A 24476-nucleotide genomic window follows, 5' to 3' on the forward strand; every position below is an offset into this window, starting at 1 on the left:
CAGTTGGCTAGCCCGCTTACATATGTGTTTACGGAGTTCGCATGTCGTTGTCTGGTGGGCTGATTGCGCTGGTCGCCTTTACCTACATGGCCTTGCTGTTTGCCATCGCGTTTTATGGCGATCGCAACCGCGGCCAGTTGCCCCCGCGAGTACGCGCGTGGGTCTACAGCCTGTCGTTGGCCGTCTACTGCACGAGCTGGACGTTTTTCGGCGCAGTCGGTCAGGCGGCCGAACAACTCTGGGCGTTCCTGCCGATCTATCTCGGGCCGATCCTGCTGATGCTGCTGGCGCCACAGGTCATCCAGAAGATGATCATGATCAGCAAGCAGGAAAACATCACCTCCATCGCCGACTTCATCGCCGCGCGCTACGGCAAATCCCAGACCCTGGCAGTGGTAGTCACCTTGATCTGTCTGGTCGGCGTGCTGCCTTACATTGCACTTCAGCTAAAGGGCATCGTACTTGGGGTGAACCTGCTGATCGGCAAGCATAGCGAGGCAGTCGCAGGTGCAGGCACGCAGGACACCGCCCTTATCGTTTCCATGGCCCTTGCGCTGTTCACCGTGCTGTTCGGCACCCGCAACCTCGACGTCACCGAGCATCATCGCGGCATGGTGCTGGCCATTGCCTTCGAGTCGCTGGTCAAACTGTTCGCTTTTCTTGCCATTGGCGCCTTCGTCACCTTCGGCCTGTTCGACGGTTTCGGCGACCTGTTCAACAAGGCGCATGACGCACCGGAGTTGTCGGCGTTCTGGCAAGAAACGGTCAACTGGCCGGCCATGTTAGTGCAGACCACCGTGGCGCTGATGGCCATTGTCTGTCTGCCAAGGCAGTTCCATGTCACGGTGGTCGAGAACATCGAGCCACGCGACTTTCGCTTGGCCCGCTGGGTATTTCCGCTGTATCTGATACTGGCTGCCGTGTTCGTCATCCCGATCGCCCTGGCTGGGCAATTGCTGCTGCCAAGCGGCATCAGTCCGGACTCATTCGTGATAAGCCTGCCGCTGGCCGAGTCGCACCCGGCGCTGGCGCTGCTGGCATTCATCGGCGGCGCGTCAGCTGCGACCGGCATGGTGATCGTGGCCAGCGTTGCGCTATCGACCATGGTCTCCAACGACATGCTGCTGCCGTGGCTGTTGCGTCGCAAAGAAGCCGAGCAGCCCTTCGAGGTGTTCCGCCACTGGATGCTTTCGGTGCGGCGCATCAGCATCGTCGCGATTCTGATGCTGGCCTACGTCAGCTATCGACTGCTGGGCTCCAGCGCCAGCCTTGCAACCATCGGTCAGATCGCCTTTGCCGCCCTCACGCAGCTCGCGCCGGCTATGGTCGGCGCACTGTACTGGAAGCAAGCCAACCGCCGTGGCGTATTTGCCGGCCTCGCCGCCGGTGCGCTGATCTGGCTCTATACGCTGATCCTGCCGCTGCTTGGCTGGCCGCTGGAAATGTTCCCCGGCCTGCAGTGGATGTACACCACCAATCTGCCCTTCAACACCAGCGCACTGACCCTTGGCGTCACCCTGTCGCTGGTGGGCAATGCGACACTGTTCTTCTGGGTATCTATCCTGTCGCAGACCCGCGTGGCAGAGCACTGGCAAGCCAGCCGCTTCATCGGCCAGGAAATTCACGCATCCGCCGGCAGTCGTCGATTGCTCGCCGTACAGGTCGAGGACCTGCTTCTACTGGCCTCGCGCTTCGTCGGTGCCGAGCGCGCAGAACTCAGCTTTCAGCGCTTTGCACGGCGTCATGGCCATGATTACTCGCCCAAGCAGCAAGCCGATGGCCAGTGGATCGCCCATACCGAACGCCTGCTAGCCGGCGTACTGGGGGCCTCGTCAACCCGCGCCGTGGTCAAGGCTGCGCTGGAAGGCCGAGACATGCAGGTCGATGATGTGGTGCGGATCGTAGGCGAAGCCTCCGAGGTGCTGCAGTTCAATCGGGCATTGCTGCAGGGTGCAATCGAGAACATCACCCAGGGTATCAGCGTGGTCGACCAGTCCTTGCGATTGGTGGCCTGGAACCACCGTTATCTGGAAATGTTCGAGTATCCGGATGGGCTGGTCTACATCGGCCGCCCTATCGCCGACATCATCCGCTATAACGCCGAGCGCGGACTCTGCGGACCGGGCGACCCCGATACCCATGTGGCCAAGCGGCTGTACTGGATGCGCCAGGGCCGCGCGCATACCTCCGAACGAACCTTCCCCAATGGCCGGGTGGTCGAGCTGATCGGCAACCCCATGCCCGGTGGCGGCTTCGTCATGAGCTTCAGTGACATCACCGCCTATCGTGACGCAGAACGTGCGCTCAAGGATGCCAACGAAGGCCTCGAACAGCGCGTAAGTGAGCGTACCCAAGAGCTGTCCGAGCTGAACAAGGCTCTGACGGCAGCCAAGAGCACGGCCGAAGCGGCGAGCCAATCAAAGACGCGCTTCCTGGCTGCTGTCAGTCATGACCTGATGCAGCCGCTGAACGCCGCGCGGCTGTTTTCCGCAGCGCTGTCGCATCAGCACGACGCCTTGCCGACCGAGGCGCGGGATCTGGTCAGGCATCTGGACAGCTCACTGCGCTCGGCAGAAGACCTGATCTCCGACCTGCTGGATATCTCACGCCTGGAGAATGGACGCATCACCCCCGATCGCAACCCCTTCCCGCTGGCGACACTGTTCGACACGCTGACAACCGAGTTCACCGTGCTTGCCGCCGAACAAGGGGTCGACTTCCGGGTGCACGGCAGCCGGCTGCGGGTCGACAGCGACATCCGGCTGCTGCGCCGGGTGCTGCAGAATTTCCTGACTAACGCCTTCCGCTACGCCAAAGGACGTGTGGTGTTGGGCGTACGGCGCCAGGGTTCATCACTGCGTCTTGAAGTCTGGGACCGTGGCCCGGGCATCGCCGAAGACAAGCTGCGGGTGATCTTCGAGGAATTCAAACGCCTGGACAGCCACCAGACACGCGCCGAAAAGGGCCTGGGCTTAGGGCTGGCGATCGCGGACGGATTCTGCCAAGTGCTCAATCATCCGCTCTCGGTACGCTCCTGGCCTGGTAAGGGCAGCGTGTTCAGCGTAACCGTCCCGATCGCCAGCCAGGTCGTCCGGCAGATCGCGGTCAGGGGCGAAGCGCAACAAACCGCGCTGACCGGCATCCAGGTGCTGTGCATCGACAATGAAGACAGCATCCTGGTGGGCATGAACAGCCTGCTTTCGCGCTGGGGTTGCCAGGTGTGGACGGCCAGCAACCAGGCCGAATGCGAGGTATTGCTGCGCGAAGACGTGCGGCCGCAGCTGGTATTGGTCGATTACCACCTCGACAACGGTGAAACCGGTTCGCAGTTGATGGCCTGGTTGCGCACTCGGCTCGGTGAACCGGTACCGGGCGTAGTGATCAGCGCAGACGGTCGTCCGGAACTGATCGCAGCGATCCACGCAGCAGGGCTGGACTTCCTCGCCAAACCGGTGAAGCCTGCAGCCCTGCGCGCACTGATGAGCCGCCACCTGCCGCTGCATTGAGGCGAGCTGCGCCAGCGCAAGTGCTGGCGCAGCGAGACGGCTAAACTCAAGCAATTCCCGGTTGTAAGCGAACCCTTACCATGACCCTCGAGCTGTTGTTGAACCTGGCCACCGCCCTGGGCGTCGGCCTCCTGATCGGTACGGAGCGCAGTTGGAGCGGAGGCGATCAGGACGGCCAGGAGATGGCCGGCATACGCACCTTTGGCCTCGCAGGGCTGTTCGGTGGGCTGGCGGCCCTGAGCGCCAGCCATTTCGGTGTATCCGCCTGGATTGCGATGTTCGTGGTGCTCGCCTTGCTGACGATTGCCGGCTATGTGATCGAGTCCACCCGCGTCAATGCGGACCGAGGCATGACCACCGAAATAGCGCTGCTATTGACCTTTCTGCTCGGTAGCCTTGCGGTAGCCGAAAGCCGAATCCTGGCCGCTTCGATAGCGGTGGTGGTGGCCCTGCTGTTGAGCCTGAAGTCGCGCCTGCACGGTGCCCTGCGCAAGCTCAACGAAGCCGAGCTCGGTGGCGCGCTCAAGCTGTTGTTTATTTCGGTGGTATTGCTGCCAGCGCTGCCGAACCAGGGCTATGGCCCATGGGAGGCGTTCAATCCCTACACCACCTGGTGGATGGTGGTGCTGATAGCCGCCATCGGCTTCGCCGCCTATGTGGCTATTCGGCTGCTGGGCACGCGCCATGGTCTACTGGTGACCGCACTGCTGGGCGGTATCGTTTCATCCACCGCCATGACCATCACGCTTGCGCGCCTGGACTCGCCAAAATTGCGGCCGGCACTGGCAGCCGGCCTGCTGGCCACATCGGCTTTGATGTTCCCCCGCGTGTTGCTCGAGGTCGGGCTGATCAATCGGGCGCTGCTGCCCACCCTGCTCGCTCCTATGCTGACTGCCGGTTCAATCTACGCTGCGGGTGCTCTACTTTATTACCTGCGCGCCGGCAGGCAGTCGGAAAACGCCGCCGAGCCGCCTTTGAAGAATCCATTCGAGCTGGGTCCCGCACTGCGCTTCGCCGGCCTGCTGGTGGTGATCCTGTTCCTGGTCGAGGGTGCGCGGCAGTGGATGGGCGACGCGGGCGTCTATCTGGTTTCGTTGCTGTCTGGATTGACCGACGTAGACGCCATCACCCTGTCTCTATCCAACAGTGCACGCACGGATCTGAGCGAAGAAGTCGCGGTACGCGGGATATTTCTCGCCGCTCTGAGCAACAGCCTGGTCAAAGCTGGCCTGATCCTGTTCATCGGGGGCCGCGCGGTGGCGATGATGACTCTGCCCTTCATGCTTGGCGGCCTGCTCGCCGGGCTTGCAGTGCTGTGGCTGATCTGAAGTCGGTGGCAGATCCTAGTCCTCGGACTCCTCCAACGGCGTCTCGGCACCAGCGCGCTCCAGCCAGTCAGCCGGCAGCCGCTTGCTCGCTCGCGCGCCCAGCAGCTTGAGCTGTTCGGCACGACCGACCAGATTGCCGCGGCCATCGGTCAGCTTGTTGCGCGCACCCAGGTAGGCCTTGTCCAACTGATGCAGCCGCGCGCCGATTTCGTCGAGGTCCTGAATGAAGGCCGCGAATTTGTCATACAGCGCCCCCGCCCGCTCGGCGATTTCCCGGGCGTTCTGGCTTTGCCGTTCCTGGCGCCAGAGGCTGTCGATCACCCGCAACGTGGCAAGCAGCGTGGTCGGGCTGACGATCACGATATGTTTGCTATAGGCCTCTTGAAACAGCTCGGGGTCGCCCTGCAACGCAGCCGCGAAGGCAGCCTCGATGGGCACGAAGAGCAGCACGAAATCCAGGCTTTGCAGCCCTTCGAGACGCTGATAGTCCTTGAGTGACAAGCCCTTCAGGTGATTGCGCAACGACAGAACGTGCTGCTTGAGCGCCAGTGCACGACTGCCGTCGTCTTCGGCGCAGCTCATCGCCTGGTATGCGGTGAGGCTCACCTTGGCATCCACCACCACCTGCTTGTCTCCCGGCAGCTGGATCAGCACGTCAGGCTGGAAGCGCTCACCGTCCGGGCTCTTGAGGCTCACCTGCGTGTGGTACTCACGGCCTTTCTCGAGTCCCGCGTGTTCAAGAACGCGTTCCAGGATCAACTCACCCCAGTTGCCTTGCGTCTTCTGGCCTTGCAGCGCGCGGGTCAGGTTGGTCGCCTCGTCCCCCAGGCGCTGGTTGAGCTGCTGCAAGCGCTCCAGCTCCTTAGCCAGGGAAAAACGCTCACGCGCCTCGTTCTGATAGCTTTCTTCGACCCTTTTCTCGAACGACTGGATGCGTTCTTTCAGCGGATCGAGCAACTGGCCCAGCCGTTCATGGCTGGTCTCGGCGAAACGCTGCTCGCGCTCGTCGAAGATCTTGCCTGCCAGCTCAGCGAACTGCGCGCGCAGCTCATCGCGTGCACCCTGGAGATCTCCAAGGCGTTGCTCATGTGTTTTCTGCTGCTCATTCAACTCGGCCTTGAGGGCTGCATGGGCGGCGCTCAAGGCGCGCAGCTCGGCCTGCTGGGCGTCGCGCTCGGCTTGCAGATCGTCCAGGGTTTCACGGGTTTCCACCCGCTGTGCCTGCAACCATTCAGCTTCACGACGCAGGACGGCAGCCTCGGATTGCAGCGCGGCGCGGGATTCATGAATGTCGGCAAGGTCCTGGCGACTGGTTTCGAGCTGGGCGCTCAAGCCTTCTTGCGCCATTACAGCCTGGCTCAACCGCTCATCGAGGAGCGACAGCTCAGCTTGCTGAAAGGCCAAGCGCCGCTGCAGCAGCACGGCTACGGCGACCAGTACCAGGCAGAGCACGCCAAGCGCAGCGGAAAGATAGAGGGGATCGAATGGCATGTACGGCTCCGGCTGAAGTGCCGGGCAGTATAGCCAGCATGACAACCCAGGTCAGGCCGGCCCGTCTGCGCTGCAGCTTTTAACGCTTGGCGACAAGCCTTTGAAGCAAACGCGAAGCCTCGACAGAACCCTGCGCAGCCGCCTGCTCCAGCCAGTGGCGAGCCTTGGTCAGCTCCTGGTGTTGCCCCTGGCAGTACAGCTGGCCCAGTTCAAGCTGAGCCTGACGGTCACCGGCACGGGCAGCCTGGCGCAGTAATTCGAAGCCGATACGCCGATCCCGCTGACTGTCGCAATCATGGCAGAGCAACCGTCCCAGGCGGCTCTGTGCTTCGACTACGCCCTCGAGTGCAGGCTGCTTGAGGATGCGGCCGGCAATTCGTTTAACACTCTTGGTCTGTCCTAGACGCTGGCTGTCTAGTAGCCACAACGCCATGCGCATGGGCAGGCGTGGAGAAGATGAAGTGCTCTCGACATTGGTCGAGGCGAGAGGACGCGTTCTCATGGTCACCGAATGCTTCGGGGGGACAAGGGCGGGCACTCTACTCCTTTTTTTCGAGAGTTAAAGTCTTGCAAAAAATCGAAAACCGCGATCTGCGTCACAGTGATATTTAATCCACAGAAGCTGTGGATAACTCAGTGGACAAACAGGGAGCAAATTCACCTAGCGCGTGTATTCAGGGGGCTGCAGTCAATCTGACGGTTTTTTGGTCATACCAAAAAATCGTTATATATCAGTAATTTATTCCCGATCTATAAGACGGCCTGAATTGCGACAGATTGTCATAAGCACTTGACATGAGCAGAGCGAAAATGTGCACAAGTTTGGCGCAGAGAATTTGAATGTGCGTGCAAACAGCTCCCGCGGCGTAAATATCAGCAATTAAGGGAACTTTTCAGTCGAAATCACGTCACGCCCACTACGCGCCACAGCTGATCGCATCCCCAGCTCCACCCGGCTTATGCTACGGCATCGATTTCGACGGGGCAGCTCATGACCAAGCGACGAAAATTCTTCGTCTGGGCGGTAGCAGGCGTGGCTTTGCTCGTTATGGGCGTGGTCATTTACGGGAGCCTTCGCTGGCAACAATTCAAGCACGAACATGGGATCGTATCTCTCGATGTCAGCGGCGTGCGGTTGTCCGCCGATCATTTGTCGATCGGCCAATTGAACCTGGTCAGGCAGCAGTCACCTGACGAACGGCAAGCCGTTGCTGTCCGCACGCTTCGCCTTGATTTCGCCGAGCGCTGGCAGCTGCTCCCGCTACGCTCACTCGTCGTCGATCACGTCGACGCCCATTGGCGGCCGGCAGCTGACACTCCTGAAGCCGGGCAACAAGGAACCCTGCCCAATCGCGAGCAACTGGAGCAGTGGTCAGTCTGGTTGCCTCGTAAAGGACTAGTCCAGTCGTTCTCGGTGACGATGCCGTGCGAACGCGGCGACTGCACTGAAACAGGGCAATTAACTTGGCAACTTGCCGAAACTCAACCGCTTTCCGCGGCCTTTGATCTGCAGCTTCGCCATCAGAGTCACCGCCTGGGTCTTGAGGGTAGTGCCTTCGAGCAAGGCATCGACACTCACGTCGATCTCGCGCTTCAACTGGATGGCCAGCAACGCGTGACCATGCAGAACCATTTCACGCCAGACGCCGATTCGACCTTGTGGCGCGGTACTCTGGCAATGAGCGAACTGCCCGAGGCGCCCTGGTTGCTGGAGTGGCTCGGCAGGTGGTTGCCCGATGAGCCTCAAGCGCTGCCCGAACTGCCCGAGCAGATGCGCCTCGGCGCGGGCTGGGCAACGCACATCGATACCTCTGCCCTGAGCCGTACATGGGAAGCGCTAGATGGCGAATTCAGGCTGTCGGCCAACCTGCCGGCGCCCTGGCCGGTGGTAGGCATCGGCCATGTTCAAGGCCAGCTGGACCTTTCCGCCAGGGCCGATAAGGGTTTCTGGCTGCCAACGGAGTTGTCGGCAGATCTGCGGCTGCGTCCAGAGAAGGCACTTACCATGGAGCTTCCTGCGCAGCTTCGCCCAGATGCCATCAGCCTGAAAATTACGCCACGCACGGCCCGCACGACCGACGCGACGACGCTCCCATTGCAGGTTCAGATATCAACAGCCGGCCCCACGACGCTCTCGCTGGAAGGGCCTGTGTCACTCAATACCGCCGCGCCCTATTCGGTGTCATTCGAGCAGACTCGACTGCGGCTGCGCAGCCCGACGCTGCCTCAGCAGGACTTGGTATTGAGGGGCCTAGACGCAGACCTGCGCCTGAGCGGACGGGTCGCCCAGGACGCCATCAGCATTCGCTTGGACAGGGACTCAAGACTTCTCCTGAACAGTCTTGCCCACGGAGCAGAACTCGCAGCCACCGACTTGCGAATGGAGCTGGCCGGAATCGGCATCGAAGCCGCTATCACCGGTGGAAAGCTGCAAAACCTGGCTGCCAAAGGCAAGGCGTCAGTGGTCGCGGGCGAGCTGAAACACTCAGCGCTGCGCGTTCAAGGCTGGCGCTGGAACGGTAATTTGTCGGCTGATCGGTCGCAGATCTCGCTTGATGGTCCGCTGAGCAATGATGCCGGTCTCACTCTGCCAGTAGCGCTCAAACACAACCTGGTCAACAGCTCGACACGCGTCAGCGCGACCCTGCCTGAAGTTTTCCTTCGCGCCGGCAATCCCCTGGCCGCCACGTTTGCCGACTGGCCACAGGCGTTGGAATTGAGCAATGGGCGGATTCAAGGCAAGACGCAGCTGAACCTGACAGCGAGCGGTCCGCTCGAAGCAACCGCTACGGTCAGCGCCAAGGGGCTGGGCGGCATTTACGACCGCACCGAACTCAGCGGGCTGGATGCAGAGCTATCGGCCAATGTGCAGCGCAATCAACTGCGCTTGGATATCACTGAACTGACGCTGCGTGAGGCCAATCCTGGATTCACATTTGGGCCGCTGAGATTCAACGGCGAATTTTCCGGCCCCCTCAGCGATCTGGCTAAAGGACGCCTGGCCTGGAGCCTTGCCGAAGTGCGGCTGCTGGGTGGCCGCCTGTGGCTGGATCCTGGCGCTGCCGACCTGGCGGCCGAGATTCAGCAACTGCAAGCAAATCTTCGCGGTCTGCAACTGCCGTTGCTGCTGGAAGCATATCCAGCCGAGGGGCTGACCGGCACCGGCGTGATTGACGGCAAGATGCTGCTGCAGCGGGCAGAGGCCGGCATCAGCATCGAGCAGGGCTCGCTCAAAGCGCGAGAGCCAGGTGGCGCGCTGCAGTTCCGTTCAGCCAAAATCCAGGCGCTGGGCCAATCCAACCCGGCCATGCGTCTGGTGACCGAAGCGCTCGATGACTTCCACTATGATCTGCTCACCAGTGACCTGCACTACGGCGCAGACGGCAAGCTGGATCTTGGATTGAAGCTGCATGGCCGTAACCCGGCGCTGGAGGGAGGACGGCCCATCAATTTCTCGATCAACCTGGAGGAAGACATCCCCGCCTTGCTGACCAGTCTGCAATTGTCCGATCGCGTCAGCGAAACCATTCAACGGCGCGTGCAGGAGCGTCTCAGATGAGGCACTGTAGCGGCGACACCGATCAGGAGAAGACCGTCATGCGGTTGAGCAATCCCCTCAGCATCCTGGCACTGGCATTAATGGCCAGCGCCTGCACCCCTCGGGTGGAACTGGCCGTGCCCAACGAGCCGATCAATATCAATCTCAACGTCAAGATCGAGCATGAGATCTACATCAAGGTCGACAAGCAGCTCGATTCGATCATCAACGAAGACAGCGGACTGTTCTGATCATGAAAACCTATCTGAAACTCGGAACCCTGCTCATGGCGCTTTGCCTGGCGCTGCCAGCCACTGCGATGTCACTCAACGAGGCCATGTCCGCCCTCGGCCAGGCCAAGGCCAGCGGCCAGCTCGGCGAAAGGCCAGACGGCTATCTGGGGGTGGTGCAGAGCGGTGGGCAGGCCGAAGAGATTGCCAGCCAGATCAACCAGGCGCGCCGCGCCGAATACCACCGGTTGGCGCAGAAGAACGGCATCAGCGTCAGCGACGTCGAGGCCATCGCCGGCAAGAAAGCCATCGAGAAAACCCCGCCCGGTCAGATCATTCAGTTGAACGGAAGCTGGATCAAAAAATAAGCCAGCCCCAGAGACGGCGCTGGCGTCGTCTCTGGGTTCCATTCAAGGCTTCATGTCATCGCGCAACGTCTCTACGTCTCCCGCGGATACCGGCTCAGCTGCGTTACCCCAGCTATTGCGAATGTAGGTCAGCACTGCGGCGATGTGCTCATCCGACATATTCCATGCGAAAGATGGCATTGCCGGCCCCGTGGGTGCTGCGTCCGTCGCAACCGCACGACTGCCAGCGAGAACCACCCGAATCAACGACGTTGCATCACGACTATTGACCAGAGGCGCCTGCGCCAGTCGCGGGAACAGGTTGGTGATGCCCTCCCCATCCGGGGTATGACAAGCCGAGCACTGATCTTCATAGATGAGCGCGCCCGTACGCATGGTCGCGTCCTCTGCAGCCCACGGCTCTGGCCGAGGCTGTTGCTCATCGCCCAGGCTCTTGATGTATGTGGCCACCGCAGAAAGATCTTCATCTTTCCAGTGCTGGGTCGAATGCTCCACCGCCTCGGCCATGGGGCCGGACGCCATATCGAACCGGTTGGCGCCCGTTTTGAGATAGTGAACGATTTCAGCCTCGCTCCAACTGCCCAGCCCGGTATGGGCGTTCCCTGTGATATCCGGTGCCATCCAACCTTGCAATACGCTACCTGTAAGGAATTCGTCGTTCTTGTCGCCGCCGATCAGGCTCTTGGGCGTGTGACAGCTGCCACAGTGACCAAGACCCTGGACCAGGTAAGCGCCCCTGTTCCACTCGGCGGATTGATTGGGGTCCGGCTGATATTCACCCTCCTTGAAAGCCAGCCAGTTCCATGCGATCAAGCTTGCCCGGATGTTGAACGGGAATGGCAGCTGGTTGGTTTCGACATCGTGCCTCACCGGCTCCAGAGAGTTCAGATAAGCCCAGAGCGCGCGATTGTCCTCTCGGGTCACCTTGGTATAAGCCGTGTAGGGCATTGCTGCATAGAGGCGTTTGCCGCCACGGGCGTGGCCGTTGGACATGGTGTTCTGGAAATCCTCGAACGACCAGCGACCGAGGCCGTTATCAGGGTCCGGAGTGATGTTGGCCCCAAGCACCGTGCCGAACGGCGTGTCGATGGCCACACCACCGGCAAAGGCTGGCTGGCCGGGTAACGAGTGGCAAGCGGTGCAGTCGCCCAGTACCGCCAGGTAACGTCCTCGCGCCACCAGATCATAGGAGTCGCTACCATCGCCTGCCTGCGCCAGGCTTGCAGCGAGGCCTAGCATGCCGGCGTAAAAAACGGGAAGAGTCTTCATACGGCGATCATCTCCCCTGGATTTTTCAGGTAGAGCCGGCGAATCGCGTCGGCCGCCTTGAATGCCAGCGCACCAACTGTCCCGGTCGGGTTGTAACCAGGGTTTTGCGGGAAGGCGCTCGCCCCAACGACGAACAGATTCGGAACATCCCAGACCTGCAAATGCTTGTTAACCGAGCTAGTGGAAGGGTCGCCACCCATAACGAAGCCGCCGACCACATGGGATGACTGATACGGACCGCTGTTCCAGTGCCCGTCCTGGTAAGTCTTGACCACATGTCGGGGATTCATCGGCGCGGCGATTTCGGCCAGCTTTTCTATCGAGAAGCGCGACATCTTGCGATCGTTCTCGGAGAAATCGAAGGTGATACGCAGCAGCGGTCGGCCATGCGGATCAGTGTAGGTGGGGTCCAGCGACAGATAGTTGCTGCGTGTGGTGTAGCTGCTAGCCTCACAGCCGATGGACATGGTGCTGAGGTAGTTGTCTACCGTGGCCTGCTTCCATTTCGAACCCCAGCGCGGGGTGCCCGGCGGCACCGGACGCGTGCCGATAGGCGCCGCACCCACCGGTGTCACCCGGATACTGCCGCCGCCGAAGAAGCCCAGTCCCGAATGATCGAAATTATCATTGTTGAACTCGTCGATACCCATCCCGACCGCACCGGCACCGATGAAGGGGTTGAAGTTCTTGTCATCGAAGAACAGCTGCACGCTATTGGCAGTCTGGTAAGCGTAGTTGCGCCCGGTGGTGCCTGTATTGGTGACAGGGTCGTAGGGTTGGCCAACTCCGGAGAGCAGCATCAGGCGCACGTTCTCAAAAGTGAAGGCACTGACAATCACCAGATCCGCCGGTTGCTCGAATTGGTTGCCGGAGGTATCGACATAGATCACTCCGGTTGCGCGCCTTCCGCTGGAGTCAAGGGTAACGCGCAGCACTTCGGCGTGAGTGACCGCCTTGAAATTTGGCTTACGCATCAGCGCGGGTAGCACGTTGACGATCGCGCTGGCCTTGGAATAGTTGGCGCAACCAAAATTGGTGCAGAAGCCGCAGAATGTGCAGGGCCCCATGGTGACGCCAAGCTGATTGGTGTAGCCCTGCGACGCTAGTGAGGAAGGCACCGGGAAAGGCTTGTAGCCAAGCTCGCGCACCGTGTCTGCAAACAAGGTAGGGCCGTAGGGCTGAGCCAGCGGTGGGGTTGGGTATTCGATCGAACGGCTACCTTCGAACGGGTTGCCGCCTTCCTGGAGCTGGCCGTTGAGATTGCCCGCTTTCCCTGACGTACCAGCCAATCGTTCGAACGCACTGTAGTGCGGCTCCATCTCGGTCCAGTCGGTGCCCCAATCCTGCAACACCAGCTCTTCGGGAATAGCGCCGGCACCATAGCGCTCGGTCAGGTGACTTTTGAGTCGGAATTCTTCAGGTTGAAAGCGAAAGGTGATGCCGGCCCAATGGTTGCCGGCCCCGCCGACGCCATTGCCCGGATGGAACGAGCCCCAGTCACGCATGGGCAGAGCCGTCTGTGACGGATTATTGCGCACCGTCACGGCGTTCTGCATCGGCCGCAGCATCAGCTCCTGGCGACGCAGGTAACGTAGCTCATCGGTAACCGATGCGATGTTGAAATCGCGCGCGGTATCGCGCCAGGGGCCCCGCTCAAGGGCGATGACATCGAGCCCCTCTTCGGCCAGCTCATTGGCGATGATAGAACCGGCCCAACCCAGTCCGATAACCACGACATCCGTTGCAGGCAGCTTCTTTATCATTTCGAAGCCCTCGCATTCCAGGAGTCGCCGCCGATGATCGATATCGGCACCAGGTCCAGCTTCTGGTTGTGCTGCGCGATATAGCGACGATAGTCATAGCGCGCGCCAGGAAAACCGATCATCTTCCAGGACACCATGTCGCGGTTGCCGCCGTAGATCGGATCCCCGAAAAAACCTTCCATCGTGTTACCGAGCACCTGTTCAAAGAACAGTTTCGAGTCCATCCCCTCCAGCGAGATACCGCCCTTCTCGAGCTCGGCAAGCAGCGCATCCTGCTGCTCAGCCGTCAAGCCGCTGAATGACTGCCGATGGCGCGATTGGCACAATTTTTCGAGCCCGGTGAGCCCTAGACGTACCCGCTCACGTGGTGTGAAACGAGACTGGTCGCCCTGCTCCGGTGTGCCTTCCTGAAAAGGTGCCGACATGTAAAGCCGACTGGCATCGCCATAGCTGCCTGCCAGTTGGCGATCCATGAACACCACGCAGCCAGCATCACTGCCACTGACGCTGAGCTCATCAGCCGGGATCAGCCGATCAACCATGGCGGTCACCACGCGGACCTCGTCTTCAGTAAAGAACCGCCAACCAGGCGAGTCATAGTGCATCGGGCCGTTATGATCGAAGGGCTGCCAGGGAGGGATGCCAGTAAGCGTGGCTGCCTTGGCAGTCGCAGCAGCGCCCGCAGCAAGTCCAGTCATTGAGGAGAAGAGAAGCTGACGGCGAGTCAATCCACGAGGAGTATCTGATTTCATGCGGGTCCCTTGAAGTGATGTGCAGACCGAACTGGCCATGCACTCACCAGACTTTGGCGAAACGAAGTGAATTACCGAGAGCGGTTACATTTCCGCCCGCAGACACCTACGTTTCGTCTGGGTATTCAAAAGACTGCCCACGAAATATTTTGTTTCATAAAGTTTTGTTGCGGCTTCGGAGTATAAGACCGAGGACAGTGGAACTGACCGCTTCAAGATCAAATCCAGACTGCGGCGGCAGCTCGCTCCACGCACCCCAGCGCGGAGCGGAACGGCTGGGATGAGCGACTGCGATGCATCAGGTCCCGATGACGCCCCCATCGTCCTTTGTTATGAGCACAGTGGAAGATCGTGGGCGCGACTTGCCGTCGCTGGCGGGAAAGCTCAGCTCTGGGTGCTGCACGTTGATCCACATGGTGCGGTAGTCCGGGCTCCAGGTGATGCCGGTGATCTCGCAGCCGCGCGGGCCGACCAGGAAGCGACGCACCTCACGCGTGCGCGGATCAGCGCAGAGCAGTTGGTTAGTGCCCATGGCCTGCATCGCCGTTTCCTCGTCGCCAAAGTCGGTCTCGATCCACAACCGGCCGGCATTGTCGAAAGCCAGCCCGTCGGGCGAAGAAAAAATGTCGCCGTTGATGGTGCCGGTGAGGTTGGCCGGTACTGGCTGACCCACTGCATCCTTGGCTCCGGGCTGCTCGCCTGCCAGAAGGAAGATCTCCCAGGTGAATGCGGTCGCGGTCGGGTCAGCATCCCTCTCGCTCCAGCGCAGGATCTGGCCGTGCAGATTCGCAGGACGCGGGTTGGCCTTGTCGGTGGGCCATTTCACGCCGCGGTTGTCGTTGTTGGTCAGCGTCACGTAGACCTCGCGGCTGCGCGGGTGCACGGCTACCCACTCAGGGCGGTCCATGGGTGTGGCGCCCACATGGTCACCCGCGGCACGGGCATTGAGCAGCACTTCGGCCTGATCGGCAAAACCGTTCTCGCGGGTCAGCCCGTTTTGTCCGTGCACCAGCGCCAGCCACTCGCCACTGCCATCGGCGTTGAACCGCGCCACGTAGAGAGTGCCGTCATCAAGTAGCTGGCGATTGGCTTGATCATCTCCCGCTACGTAGCGGCCGCTTGGGACGAACTTGTAAACGTACTCGCCTTTTGTGTCGTCGCCCGAATAGAAGGCCATGCGCCCGTTTTCGCCCAGCGAAAGCACCGAGCACTCGCGGCAATAACGGCCGAATGCAGTGCGCTTGACCGGCTTGCTCGCTGGATCGAAAGGATCGACCTCGACCACCCAACCGAAACGGTTCGGCTCATGTACATGACCGCCGTGAGGCTGCGTCGGATCGGGGGTGGCATTGAAGCGCGGGTCGGCCGTTTCCCAGCCGTAGAGTTTGCTCAGGCCCTTGCCCTCGATGCCATATCGCTTGTGAGACACGCGCTTGGCCATGTCCTCGGCGTCATGGTTGACGAAATAGTTGTGCCAGTTCTCCTCGCACACCAGATAGGTGCCCCACGGCGTGAAGCCGCTCGAGCAGTTGTTCAGCGTGCCGATGATTTCGCGCCCGCCCGGGTCGGATGCGGTTTTCATCGCATCGTTGCCGGCCAGCGGGCCGCTGACCGCCATCGGGGTCATGCCGGATATGCGCCGGTTGTAGCGCGACGGCATAACCCGTTGCCATTGCCCCTGTGCATCCTTTTTCACTTCGATGACGCTGACGCCGTGGGCCGCCTGCTCCTTGCGCACCTCATCCAACGGGCGCTTGCCATCGGTAAACGTCATGCCGTTAGGGTGAAGAGGCGGGTTCACGTACTCGTGGTTCATCACCAGCAGGCCGTGGCTATCCGGGTTCTCGGGAAACGGAAAGAAGTGCATGCCGTCATGGTTGTCACCGGCCTGCTTGAGCTGAGCTTGCCAGTCGTCGCTGGCGTCCGGGTTCCACTCCGGGGCGTCGGCCATGACGGCATCACCCCAGGAAAAGAACGTCCGAGCACTGTAGCCCGGCGCTACCTGCACACTGTCGAAGGTCGGGTCGAGCTGCGTCGGGATTCCCTTGAAACCGATCAGCGACTCGGACTGCACGGCGCTGCGACAGGCGCCCAAACTGCCGCCGAGAAATCCCAGTGCTGCAAGGCCCATCCCGCCTTTGAGCAGGTTGCGCCGGCTGCGATCGACAAGCTGCTCCAGCGAGGCGTTGGTGCTCGGGTTGATCGCCTGGTCGTCAAGGGCGGAAAGATTGGTGTGGAAACTCTGGAAATCCTGATTCATCAGTGACTCGTTCTGCAAAGTGGGTCCAGCCCGCATCACTGGATGCGGTAGTGAAAGGTGTTCTTGACCTCGGGAACGGTCACGGCGCGACCGTCGACAATCCGAGGTTGGTAGCGAAAGCTCTTAGCAGCCGTAAGTGACGGTCGGATAAACAGCGGATGGCAGTCTTCCAGCGCTTTCGGGTTTTCGATCCGCCCCTGAGGGTTGACCGAATAAGTGACGGTGCAGGTGCCCTCGATGCCCTTGTCGAGCGCACGCGAGGGGTAGTCGGGTGCGTCCTTGGCGATGGGCAGGTACTGACGGCTGGCTGCGGCTGCCTGGCGAGCCCGCTCTGCAGCGGCCGATGCCTCTGCACGCGCCGCCTGTTGGCGCTGTTGCTCCTCACGGGCCAGCAGCTCGCGACGTTCGGCCTCATGCTGCTGACGCTCAACCTCCAGCCGATCCTGCCGTTCGCGCTCCAGCTGCTCTTTGCGCTGTTGCTCATTGATGCGTTGCTGCTCCCTGATGCGCGCCTCTTCTGCCAACCTTTCCTGCTCGGCGCGCTTGTACGCTACCTCTGCCTGTTCCAGGCGCTGCTGTTCGATCTGCGGATCGACCTGCGGTTCCTCAATAGATTTATCGATCAGCGGAGCCGGTTCCGGTGCCCGTTCGGGCTCTTCGACTGGGTTGGGAGCTGGCAGGCTGATCAGCTGGGTCTTGAGCACCTGCGTCTGACTCGGGGCGCTCAGCTGCGGCGTCCAGCCGTGCAGTAACAGACCGAGCACCCCCGCGTGCAGCGCGAGGGTTACCACCGCCGCACCGGCGTGGCTGCGCCACTGCGCAGGCGCAACCGGGAAGCCCGCCGGTAGCGTCATGGTCAGGCTACTCATGGCTCAGACTGCCCAGGCGGCGCCTCGGTGATCAGACCAAGATTCACCACTCCGCCACGCTGCAGTTCGGCGATCCCCGCGACCACGCGCCCATAATCGGCAGCATCATCGGCGCGTACGTAGACTTGGGTATCGCCCCGCTCGGCGATGATCGCCGCGACCTTCTCGCGCATGTCATCGAGGTCGATGGCACTGTCGGTCTGATCCTCTGCATTCAGCTCGCTGCCCAGGTGCCAGTAAAAGCCCCCGTCAGCCTTTACCGAGAGGGTCAGGATCTGCCGTTCGTTCTCCATGGGCAGCGCCTCGGCGGCGACCTTGGGCAATTCGATCTTCACGCCCTGCACCAGCATCGGCGCAGTCACCATGAAAATCACCAGCAACACCAGCATCACATCGATGTAAGGCACCACATTCATTTCGGCTTTGGGGCCGTGTTTACGCTGCGGTTTGACCAGCATGGCGAAGCTCCTTCAGGCGGCCGCGGCGACGCTGGGCGATCCGGCATGGAGGCGCCGATGCAGGCGCGCCTGCAGCTCGTTGGCGAAGCTGTAGTAGCGCGCGCTCAGGGTCTGGCCACGGGCGGAAAACCGGTTGTAGGCCATCACGGCGGGAATGGCCGCGAACAGGCCGATGGCCGTGGCGATCAGCGCTTCGGCAATGCCCGGAGCAACGGTTGAAAGCGTCGCCTGCTGAACCATGGACAGACCAAGGAAGGAATTCATGATCCCCCACACCGTGCCGAACAGGCCGATATAAGGGCTGACCGAACCGACCGTGGCGAGGAACTGCAAACCGCCTTCCAAGCGCTCTTCCTGCTCGGATATCGCGACATACAGGCTGCGCTCCACCCCATCGATCACCGCATCCGGAGCAATGCCCGGCTGGCGCTGCAGCTGGCTGAATTCCTGAAAGCCCGCGTGAAAGATGTGCTGCAGTGCCGCCTCTCGGGGCAGCGCCTGATCACCGCCTTCACGATACAACTGCGTCAGCTCTGCACCGCTGCGAAAGCGCTGCAGAAACCCTCTCACCAGGCGCTCATTGCGGCGCAAGGACACGCCACGCTGAATGATGATGTACCAGCTGGCGATCGAAGCCAGCACCAGAATCACCATCACAAGTTGCACCACCACACTGGCTTCGCTGATCAGACCCCAGACCGACATGTGTTCACTTTGCATCAGTATTTCCTCTGGCCGTTCCGTGAGAAGGCACTCGTTGATTAGGTTCAGGCAACGCCACGGGCGTCACCTGACGCGCCCATGCGACCGAGGTCAGTCCAGCCCCAGCGCGTCGGCAACCGCTGCCCATGGCAGATACTTGTAGTTCTGAGCGCCTTCGGGCATGCGCTTGCGACCGTCCTGTACCACCACCATGCCGCGGCTCCAGATACCGCCGAGGTTGGCCGAAGTGACCTCCAGCCCATCGGTTTCCGATGCGCCATCGATACCGAACTCGGCATTCAAACCGACGCGAAAGGCGCCGCGAACGGCATAGGGCGCCGTGGCATCGAGCACCAGATAGCTGTCGTTGCCCTGACTCGAGATCACCAGGTAATCGGCCTTCTCACCCTGATAGAGCGCCAGCCCCTCGACATCGTCATGCAACGGGCCGCCGACACCGATGACCTTTTCCAGCTTCGCCGGCGCATCGCCGCGGGCATCAAGTGTCCAGACCGCTTCGTCTTCCTCGCCGACAAAGAGCCGTTGCGCCCGGTCATCGGCCACGCAGCCCTCGGGTTGGCTGCCGACCTTGAACTGCCGTACCAGCTCGCCGCGCGGCGAGCCGCCTGTTCCGTCAAGGCGGTACTGCAGAAAGGTACCGTCCTTGTCGTTGGTGATTGCGTGGATAGCGCCCTCGCGGTCCTTGAACATGCACAGTCCATAGATATCGGTGATCGGCGTGGCGATCTGGCCGATGTCACTCAGCTGGCCGCTCGCTGGATCGATGGCGAACAGATGCAGGCTGTTGTGATCGCGATTGCTGGCCACGGCAAGGTCAACCCGCTTGCCGCCGAGAACAAAGCCGGTGCGCACGTCCACATTGTTCAATCGCCCGACGGACAGGTACTGGAGCTGCTTGCCGGAGAGGTCGTACACGCCGAGCCCGCCCTTCTTGTCGGTGCCCAGCACACGGCTTCGGGCGCGGTCGCTGGCGTTGACCCAGATCGCCGGGTCATCGGCAGCATCCCCCAGGTGCGGCACCGGATCGGTCTGGACCTGAGCCGGCAGCATCGGAATGACAGGCGTCGCGGTGGGCGCTGGAGGCTGCCAATCCAGACGAGCCGAGTGGGCGCCACGCTCATCGGTCAGCAGCAATTCGAGGCCTCGCTCGGTCAATCGAGCGCTGATCTGCTCGGGCTCATCAAAGCCTTCGAGCGGTATTACCGAATGGCTACGCCAGGTGTCGGCGTCTTGCCCATAGAGGTGCAGCGCGCCAGCTTCCGGGTCCAACGCCAGCAATCCGCCCGGCACCAGTGCCATGCCGGCAGCGGCTTCGGCGATCCCACCGAAGGGCTGAACGATGTCTACGGGTTGGCGGACGAGTGGTGCTTCGGCAGCCGCCGCGTAATGCCAAAGGCCCACGCCTTCTTCGTTGACGATCAGCTCGCCGGTTTGATCCTCCACCTGGCAGTAGCCGCTTTCCGGCGGCAGGCTCAGCCCGCGTACGCGCTGGGGAGTTGCGAGTGGGCGCATGTCCGAGGCGACCAGCCATTGCTCGCCGATACCTTCTTCACCGACCAGAAAGAGGAAGCTGTTACGCGCCGCGTCGCGGTACAGGCACAGGCCTTCGATAGCGAAACTTGTCCGCGGGATATACAGCGGTTGGCTCCAGCGATGCTGGCTGTCGATACCTAGCAACATGGCCTGCTGGCGCTTGGAGTCGAGGGTGGCGATCAGCATGCCTTGCGCACCGATACGATGATCCAGCCCTTCGAAGCGGCCTTTGAAATCGCCGATCACCGCGCCTTGGACGTCGAGGATTTGCAAGCCCCGCGAATCCGGCCTGACGACCAGTTGCGAAGCATCCCGCCAGAATCCTGTTTCTGAAATCAGTTGTGCGCTCTCTGCCTCCAGCGGAGTTGTAGCCTTGATGCTCAGGCTCGGTGCAGCCTGGTTGCCAGGCTCGATGTCTGCACCGGACTGACAGGCCGCGAGCGCAATGCAGAGGCTGAGCAGCATGGGTTTATGCAATGTCATGTACATGGTTTTTCCAATCAGCAGCCGCGGGCCGCCACCGCTCTGAAAAGGGGAACAGAGCAGAGGCGAGGCGGCAAAAAAGTCGAAGTTGGTCAGAAGTGCGTCAGGGTCAGGCCGAGCTTGTAGGTCGGGCCGTATTCCTCGTACTGGGCGTTGTAGTTCTTGCGCCCGGTGTAGACGAAGTAAGACTCGTCCGTGAGGTTCAGCGCCTCGAGGGTCACCTGCAGGTTCGGCGTGATGAAGTAACCTGCCTTGAAGTCCACGAACAGCTGATCGTCTGCGTAGAGGTCGTGGGCTGCGTCATCGATACCGGCCACTTCCGCGAGGTACTCGGATTTGTAGTTGGCGGCCAGACGCATGTTGAACACTTCGTTCTCCCAGCCGACCATCAAATTACCGACGGTATCGGAGTGGTTCGGCAGATCGATGCTACGCCGGCTGCCCTGCCCTTCGATGTCGGCATCGGACTTGCTGAAGGTCGCGTTGGCGCCCAGCAGCACGCCGTTCCAGGGCGCAGGTAGCCAATCGAGCTTCTGCGAATAGGACAACTCGACACCATAGAGCTTGGCACTGCTGCCGTTCTCGAAGCTCAGCGCTTCATCGAACCCGGTCCATTGGCCAGTGCCGGCCAGGTCGGTGTTGTAGATGAAGTTGTCGATGTCCTTGTAGAAGAGGTAAGCCGACACGGCGCCCGCACGGCCCATGTAGTGCTCGATGCCAAGGTCGTAGTTGGTCGACTCGAGCGGCTTGAGCTCCGGATTGCCGAACTCCGCGTCGTCCCCATCGATGACGAAGCCGGGCGCCAGCTGCTCGAACGTCGGGCGCACTACGGTATTGGTCCAGGCGGCACGGATATAGGTATCGGGCGTCAGCTCATAGCGAGCGTGCAGACCCGGCAGCCAATGGTCGTAACGGTTGTCGCTGGACACGGCCTCGAACTCACCTTCGCGCAAGCCGGTGCCCTTGGCGCTGAACTCGGTGCCCTCGTAGCGCAAGCCGGCGATGATGCGCCACTTGTCCAGATCCACGGTATTCATGAAGTAGGCCGCGTTAATGTCTTCACTCATGTCGAAGTCACCGATGCGCGACTCTTCTTCGTCGAAGAACTCGCTCGCGTCGAGGCCACCAATCAGGCCCTTCAGACCGCTGGCGCTGATTCCCGAGCCGAAGCGGCCCAGCGCGTAGTCCACATTGCCGCTCTGAAAGTCAGCCAGTGTCAGGTCGTCGAAATCATCGTAGGCCCAGGTCTCCACGTCGTTGGTCTTGTCGCGCCGGCTGAGTTTGCCCCCGAACTTGAACTGCGAGGCGTAGCCCTGGAGGTCGTAATCACGAGCCAGATCCAGACGGATGTTCTTTTCCTTGTCGCGAGCGTCGCTCTTCTCCCACTCGATCTCGTCGAGCTCGAAGCTGGCCGGATCGTAAAAAGACGGATCGACTGTCAGTCGCGGTTTGCTAGTGCTCGAGAAACCGACATCAGCGAAGTCACCCTCGAACGTCGCGCTGGAAATGCCGCCCGGGTTGCGCTCGCGGGCCTCGCTGTAGCCAACCTGACCGCTGAGGGTCCATAGGCCCATCATGCGTTCGCCACCGAACACGTAGGACTGGATGGTCTGGGTTTCCTCGCGGGACTTCAGCTCACGCCAGCCCTCGGCATCGCCCAGCTCGCCGGCCCGTTGCGCATCTTCGAACTCGACACCGGCGGCATTGCGGGTCTCGGTGTCCTTGAAACGGCTGTACAGCGTGCGCAGGTAATAGCTGCTGAGCTCGTCCGGCTGGTAATCGAAGTTAAGGCCGAACCCGGTCCGCTCGCGTGTGATCTCGTAGTCGCGCTGCTCGAACTCTTCCAGCCGGGCGCCATCTTCGAAATCCCAGGCCCCGCCGGTTTCCACGTTATCCGAGCCAAAGTCGCGATCCTGCCAGCTCAGTGCTGCGGCCACTCCGAAGTTGTCGACGCCATCGCCCAGGCTGAAGCGGTTGCTGATGGCACCGGAAAACTTCGGGCTGGTCTTGCCGACGTTCTCGTCGTAGCTGGCTTCGGTGCTCAGGCTGTAGAACAGTCCATCGTGGTCGAAAGCCGAGAGGCTCTCCACCTCAATGGTGCCGCCCAGAGAATTGGCATCCATGTCCGGCGTGAGGGTCTTGACCACCGAGAGCGACTGCACCAGTTCCGAAGGCAGCACGTCCAGTGCTACCGCACGGCGGCCACTCTCCGGCGAGGGCACGAGGGTGCCATTGATGGTGACGCTGTTCAGGTCCGGCGCGATGCCGCGCACGCTGACGAAGCGGCCCTCACCCTGATCGCGCTCGACGGACAGGCCGGGGATGCGCTGTAAAGCTTCCGCAGCGTTGTCGTCGGGGAGCTGGCCGATGCCATCGGCATGGACGACGCTTTTCACGCTGTCGGAGCTGCGCTGTTCCCTCAATGCTTCGTCGATGCTGACGGCCTGGCCGATCACTTCGACGTGCTCCATGACAAGCGGCTCCTCGGCCCAGGCCGAACCGGCGCTGACAGCCAGGGCCAGCAGGCTGATACGGAACCCTGCATGACGGATGCCGCTGCGGTATGTGCTCATGAACAATCCCCCGAACGCTGATTACCGGGTCCATCCCGGAACTGGAGCGGACGGTAGGGTCGGGATATGGCGGTTCTGTGACAGGGGTTGGTGCCAGGGCGCTTGATGGCGGTTATTGGGATGGTTTTGGGTGGGGATTGAGCTGATATGACCTGTTTTGATGGGCTGCGGGGTGAGGCATGTCTGGAGTAGCGGTTCGTGCCGCTGCCCGTTGCCGCGTGGTCCGGGACGCTGGTTTCGCCCAGCAGGGCGAAACCAAGCCTTCAATCAACTCCTCGATCCCGCCCCACACACAAAACTCGAACGACCCCCTAAAAACCTCTGAGCCAATTCAACCCCCACCCCATTCATCCAACCGTCACATCCATCTGTTTCCGTGCCCTCACGCACTGGCACGCCTCGCCACGGAGACCCGATGAAATCCCTGCTGAAACTCCACACCCTGACCCTGCTCGGTCTCGCCTTCGCGGCCAACGCCGGTCTGCAGATCTACCTCGCAACAGGTGAAATCAAAACCTGGGCCGAGATCAACTGGATGGACGTCGCCGGCGAAGGCGGCTCGGCCGTGCTGTCCCTCGTCTGGTTGATCATGCTGCTGCACAGCCGCCCGGCAGGTCGGGTAACGCGGCTGCTCGCGTTGGGTCTTAGCTGCGTGTTCTTTTCCTGGTGGATGGACACGCTGGATGAATTCATTCACCTGCCGGAGCAGGCCATCTGGGACAACTGGCTGGAGACTGCGCCGATGCCCATCGGCCTATTGCTGTTGACGCTCGGCATCTATCACCTGAACCAGGAACAGCGCGCCATCAGCCAACAGATGAGTAAGCGCGAAAAACTGTTCCGCGAGCACCGCCTGTTTGACAAGCTAACGCCACTCGGCGCCGCCGAATACCTCAGGCAACAACTGCAGCGAGCCCTCGCGCAAGCCCATGAACAGGCGCAGCCGCTGTCGCTTGTGGTGGTGGATATAGACGATTTCAACGCCATCAACCAGCGCTATGGCCAGGCCGAGGGCGACGCTGTGTTGCAGGCGATGGCGCAATTGCTGCTGCTCAATCTGCGCCGCCAGGACCTCCTGTGCCGGCTGGCCGGAGACCGTTTCGTGGCAGTGCTGCCCAATACCGGGGAAGCCCAGGCGCGCCTTATCGCGGGTGAACTGCAACAGGCCGTCACCAGCCTCGCGCACAGGACCGAGCAGCAAGGCGAACGGCTGTATATCCATGCCAGCACCGCTGCAGTCATGGCCATCGACGAGAACGCCGAACAATTGCTTAAACGTCTGAACCTCTGCCTGGCGAAAGCCAAGCAACGTCTACCGCGCTGCGCCTGATT

General features: G+C 61.3%; 17 protein-coding genes. 6 read left to right on the forward strand and 11 right to left on the reverse strand.

What is annotated here, in order from left to right:
- Positions 1-41: 41 nt before the first annotated feature.
- Together EA797_RS10145 and EA797_RS10150 are read left to right on the forward strand one after the other, a co-directional pair.
- The gene (locus EA797_RS10145) at positions 42-3506 is read left to right on the forward strand and encodes a hybrid sensor histidine kinase/response regulator (protein ID WP_122165083.1); all 3465 of its coding nucleotides are present in this window, start codon (positions 42-44) and stop codon (positions 3504-3506) included.
- Between the two features lie 80 nt (positions 3507-3586).
- Positions 3587-4834 carry an MgtC/SapB family protein gene (locus tag EA797_RS10150; protein ID WP_122165084.1) on the forward strand — a complete coding sequence of 416 codons (1248 nt, stop codon included), beginning with the start codon at positions 3587-3589 and terminating at the stop codon, positions 4832-4834.
- Positions 4835-4849: 15 nt separating this feature from the next.
- Here the strand turns inward: EA797_RS10150 and EA797_RS10155 are convergent, their stop codons facing one another.
- Together EA797_RS10155 and EA797_RS10160 are read right to left on the reverse strand one after the other, a co-directional pair.
- A complete protein-coding gene (locus tag EA797_RS10155) occupies positions 4850-6325 on the reverse strand; it encodes a DNA recombination protein RmuC (RefSeq protein ID WP_122165085.1) in 1476 nt (491 codons plus the stop codon).
- A 79-nt stretch (positions 6326-6404) separates the two neighbouring features.
- Positions 6405-6758, reverse strand: a complete 354-nt coding sequence (locus EA797_RS10160; RefSeq protein ID WP_122166229.1) for a tetratricopeptide repeat protein — start codon at positions 6756-6758, stop codon at positions 6405-6407.
- Positions 6759-7316: 558 nt separating this feature from the next.
- Between EA797_RS10160 and EA797_RS10165 the strand changes: the two genes are divergently transcribed.
- Genes EA797_RS10165 through EA797_RS10175 form a run of 3 tightly spaced genes read left to right on the forward strand, consistent with a single transcriptional unit; the run spans position 7317 to position 10461 of the window.
- Positions 7317-9884, forward strand: a complete 2568-nt coding sequence (locus EA797_RS10165) for an intermembrane phospholipid transport YdbH family protein (RefSeq protein ID WP_122165086.1) — start codon at positions 7317-7319, stop codon at positions 9882-9884.
- Positions 9885-9922: 38 nt separating this feature from the next.
- Positions 9923-10114, forward strand: a complete 192-nt coding sequence (locus EA797_RS10170; protein ID WP_122166231.1) for a YnbE family lipoprotein — start codon at positions 9923-9925, stop codon at positions 10112-10114.
- Positions 10115-10116: 2 nt separating this feature from the next.
- Positions 10117-10461 carry a YdbL family probable chaperone protein gene (locus EA797_RS10175; RefSeq protein ID WP_122165087.1) on the forward strand — a complete coding sequence of 115 codons (345 nt, stop codon included), beginning with the start codon at positions 10117-10119 and terminating at the stop codon, positions 10459-10461.
- Between the two features lie 42 nt (positions 10462-10503).
- Here the strand turns inward: EA797_RS10175 and EA797_RS10180 are convergent, their stop codons facing one another.
- From EA797_RS10180 to EA797_RS10220, 9 genes are all read right to left on the reverse strand, one after another.
- Positions 10504-11730 (reverse strand): c-type cytochrome, encoded by a 1227-nt coding sequence (locus EA797_RS10180; protein WP_122165088.1) that lies wholly within the window; start codon positions 11728-11730, stop codon positions 10504-10506.
- Positions 11727-13493 (reverse strand): GMC family oxidoreductase, encoded by a 1767-nt coding sequence (locus tag EA797_RS10185; RefSeq protein ID WP_122165089.1) that lies wholly within the window; start codon positions 13491-13493, stop codon positions 11727-11729. Before EA797_RS10185 ends, EA797_RS10180 begins: the two co-directional genes overlap by 4 nt.
- On the reverse strand, positions 13490-14245 hold the full coding sequence (locus EA797_RS10190; RefSeq protein ID WP_122165090.1) for a gluconate 2-dehydrogenase subunit 3 family protein: 756 nt from the start codon (positions 14243-14245) through the stop codon (positions 13490-13492). The genes EA797_RS10185 and EA797_RS10190 overlap by 4 nt, the downstream gene beginning before the upstream one ends.
- Before the next feature lie 298 nt (positions 14246-14543).
- Positions 14544-16505: a PhoX family protein gene (locus tag EA797_RS10195; RefSeq protein ID WP_122165091.1), complete on the reverse strand. Its 1962-nt coding sequence runs from the start codon at positions 16503-16505 to the stop codon at positions 14544-14546.
- Between the two features lie 35 nt (positions 16506-16540).
- Positions 16541-17374: a TonB family protein gene (locus tag EA797_RS10200; protein WP_122165092.1), complete on the reverse strand. Its 834-nt coding sequence runs from the start codon at positions 17372-17374 to the stop codon at positions 16541-16543.
- Positions 17371-17832, reverse strand: a complete 462-nt coding sequence (tolR, locus tag EA797_RS10205) for a protein TolR (RefSeq protein WP_122165093.1) — start codon at positions 17830-17832, stop codon at positions 17371-17373. Before tolR ends, EA797_RS10200 begins: the two co-directional genes overlap by 4 nt.
- Positions 17833-17844: 12 nt before the next feature.
- Positions 17845-18552 carry a protein TolQ gene (gene tolQ / locus EA797_RS10210; RefSeq protein WP_122165094.1) on the reverse strand — a complete coding sequence of 236 codons (708 nt, stop codon included), beginning with the start codon at positions 18550-18552 and terminating at the stop codon, positions 17845-17847.
- Positions 18553-18645: 93 nt separating this feature from the next.
- On the reverse strand, positions 18646-20577 hold the full coding sequence (locus EA797_RS10215; protein WP_122165095.1) for a phytase: 1932 nt from the start codon (positions 20575-20577) through the stop codon (positions 18646-18648).
- Between the two features lie 86 nt (positions 20578-20663).
- Positions 20664-23144 carry a TonB-dependent receptor gene (locus EA797_RS10220; RefSeq protein WP_122165096.1) on the reverse strand — a complete coding sequence of 827 codons (2481 nt, stop codon included), beginning with the start codon at positions 23142-23144 and terminating at the stop codon, positions 20664-20666.
- A gap of 415 nt (positions 23145-23559) precedes the next feature.
- Here EA797_RS10220 and EA797_RS10225 point away from each other — a divergent pair, with 415 nt between their 5' ends.
- Complete coding sequence (locus EA797_RS10225) at positions 23560-24474, forward strand: GGDEF domain-containing protein (protein WP_122165097.1); 915 nt, start codon at positions 23560-23562, stop codon at positions 24472-24474.
- Positions 24475-24476 lie beyond the last annotated feature (2 nt).

The sequence above is a fragment of the Stutzerimonas zhaodongensis genome (genome assembly GCF_003696365.1).
GTDB classification, from domain to species: Bacteria; Pseudomonadota; Gammaproteobacteria; order Pseudomonadales; family Pseudomonadaceae; genus Stutzerimonas; species Stutzerimonas zhaodongensis.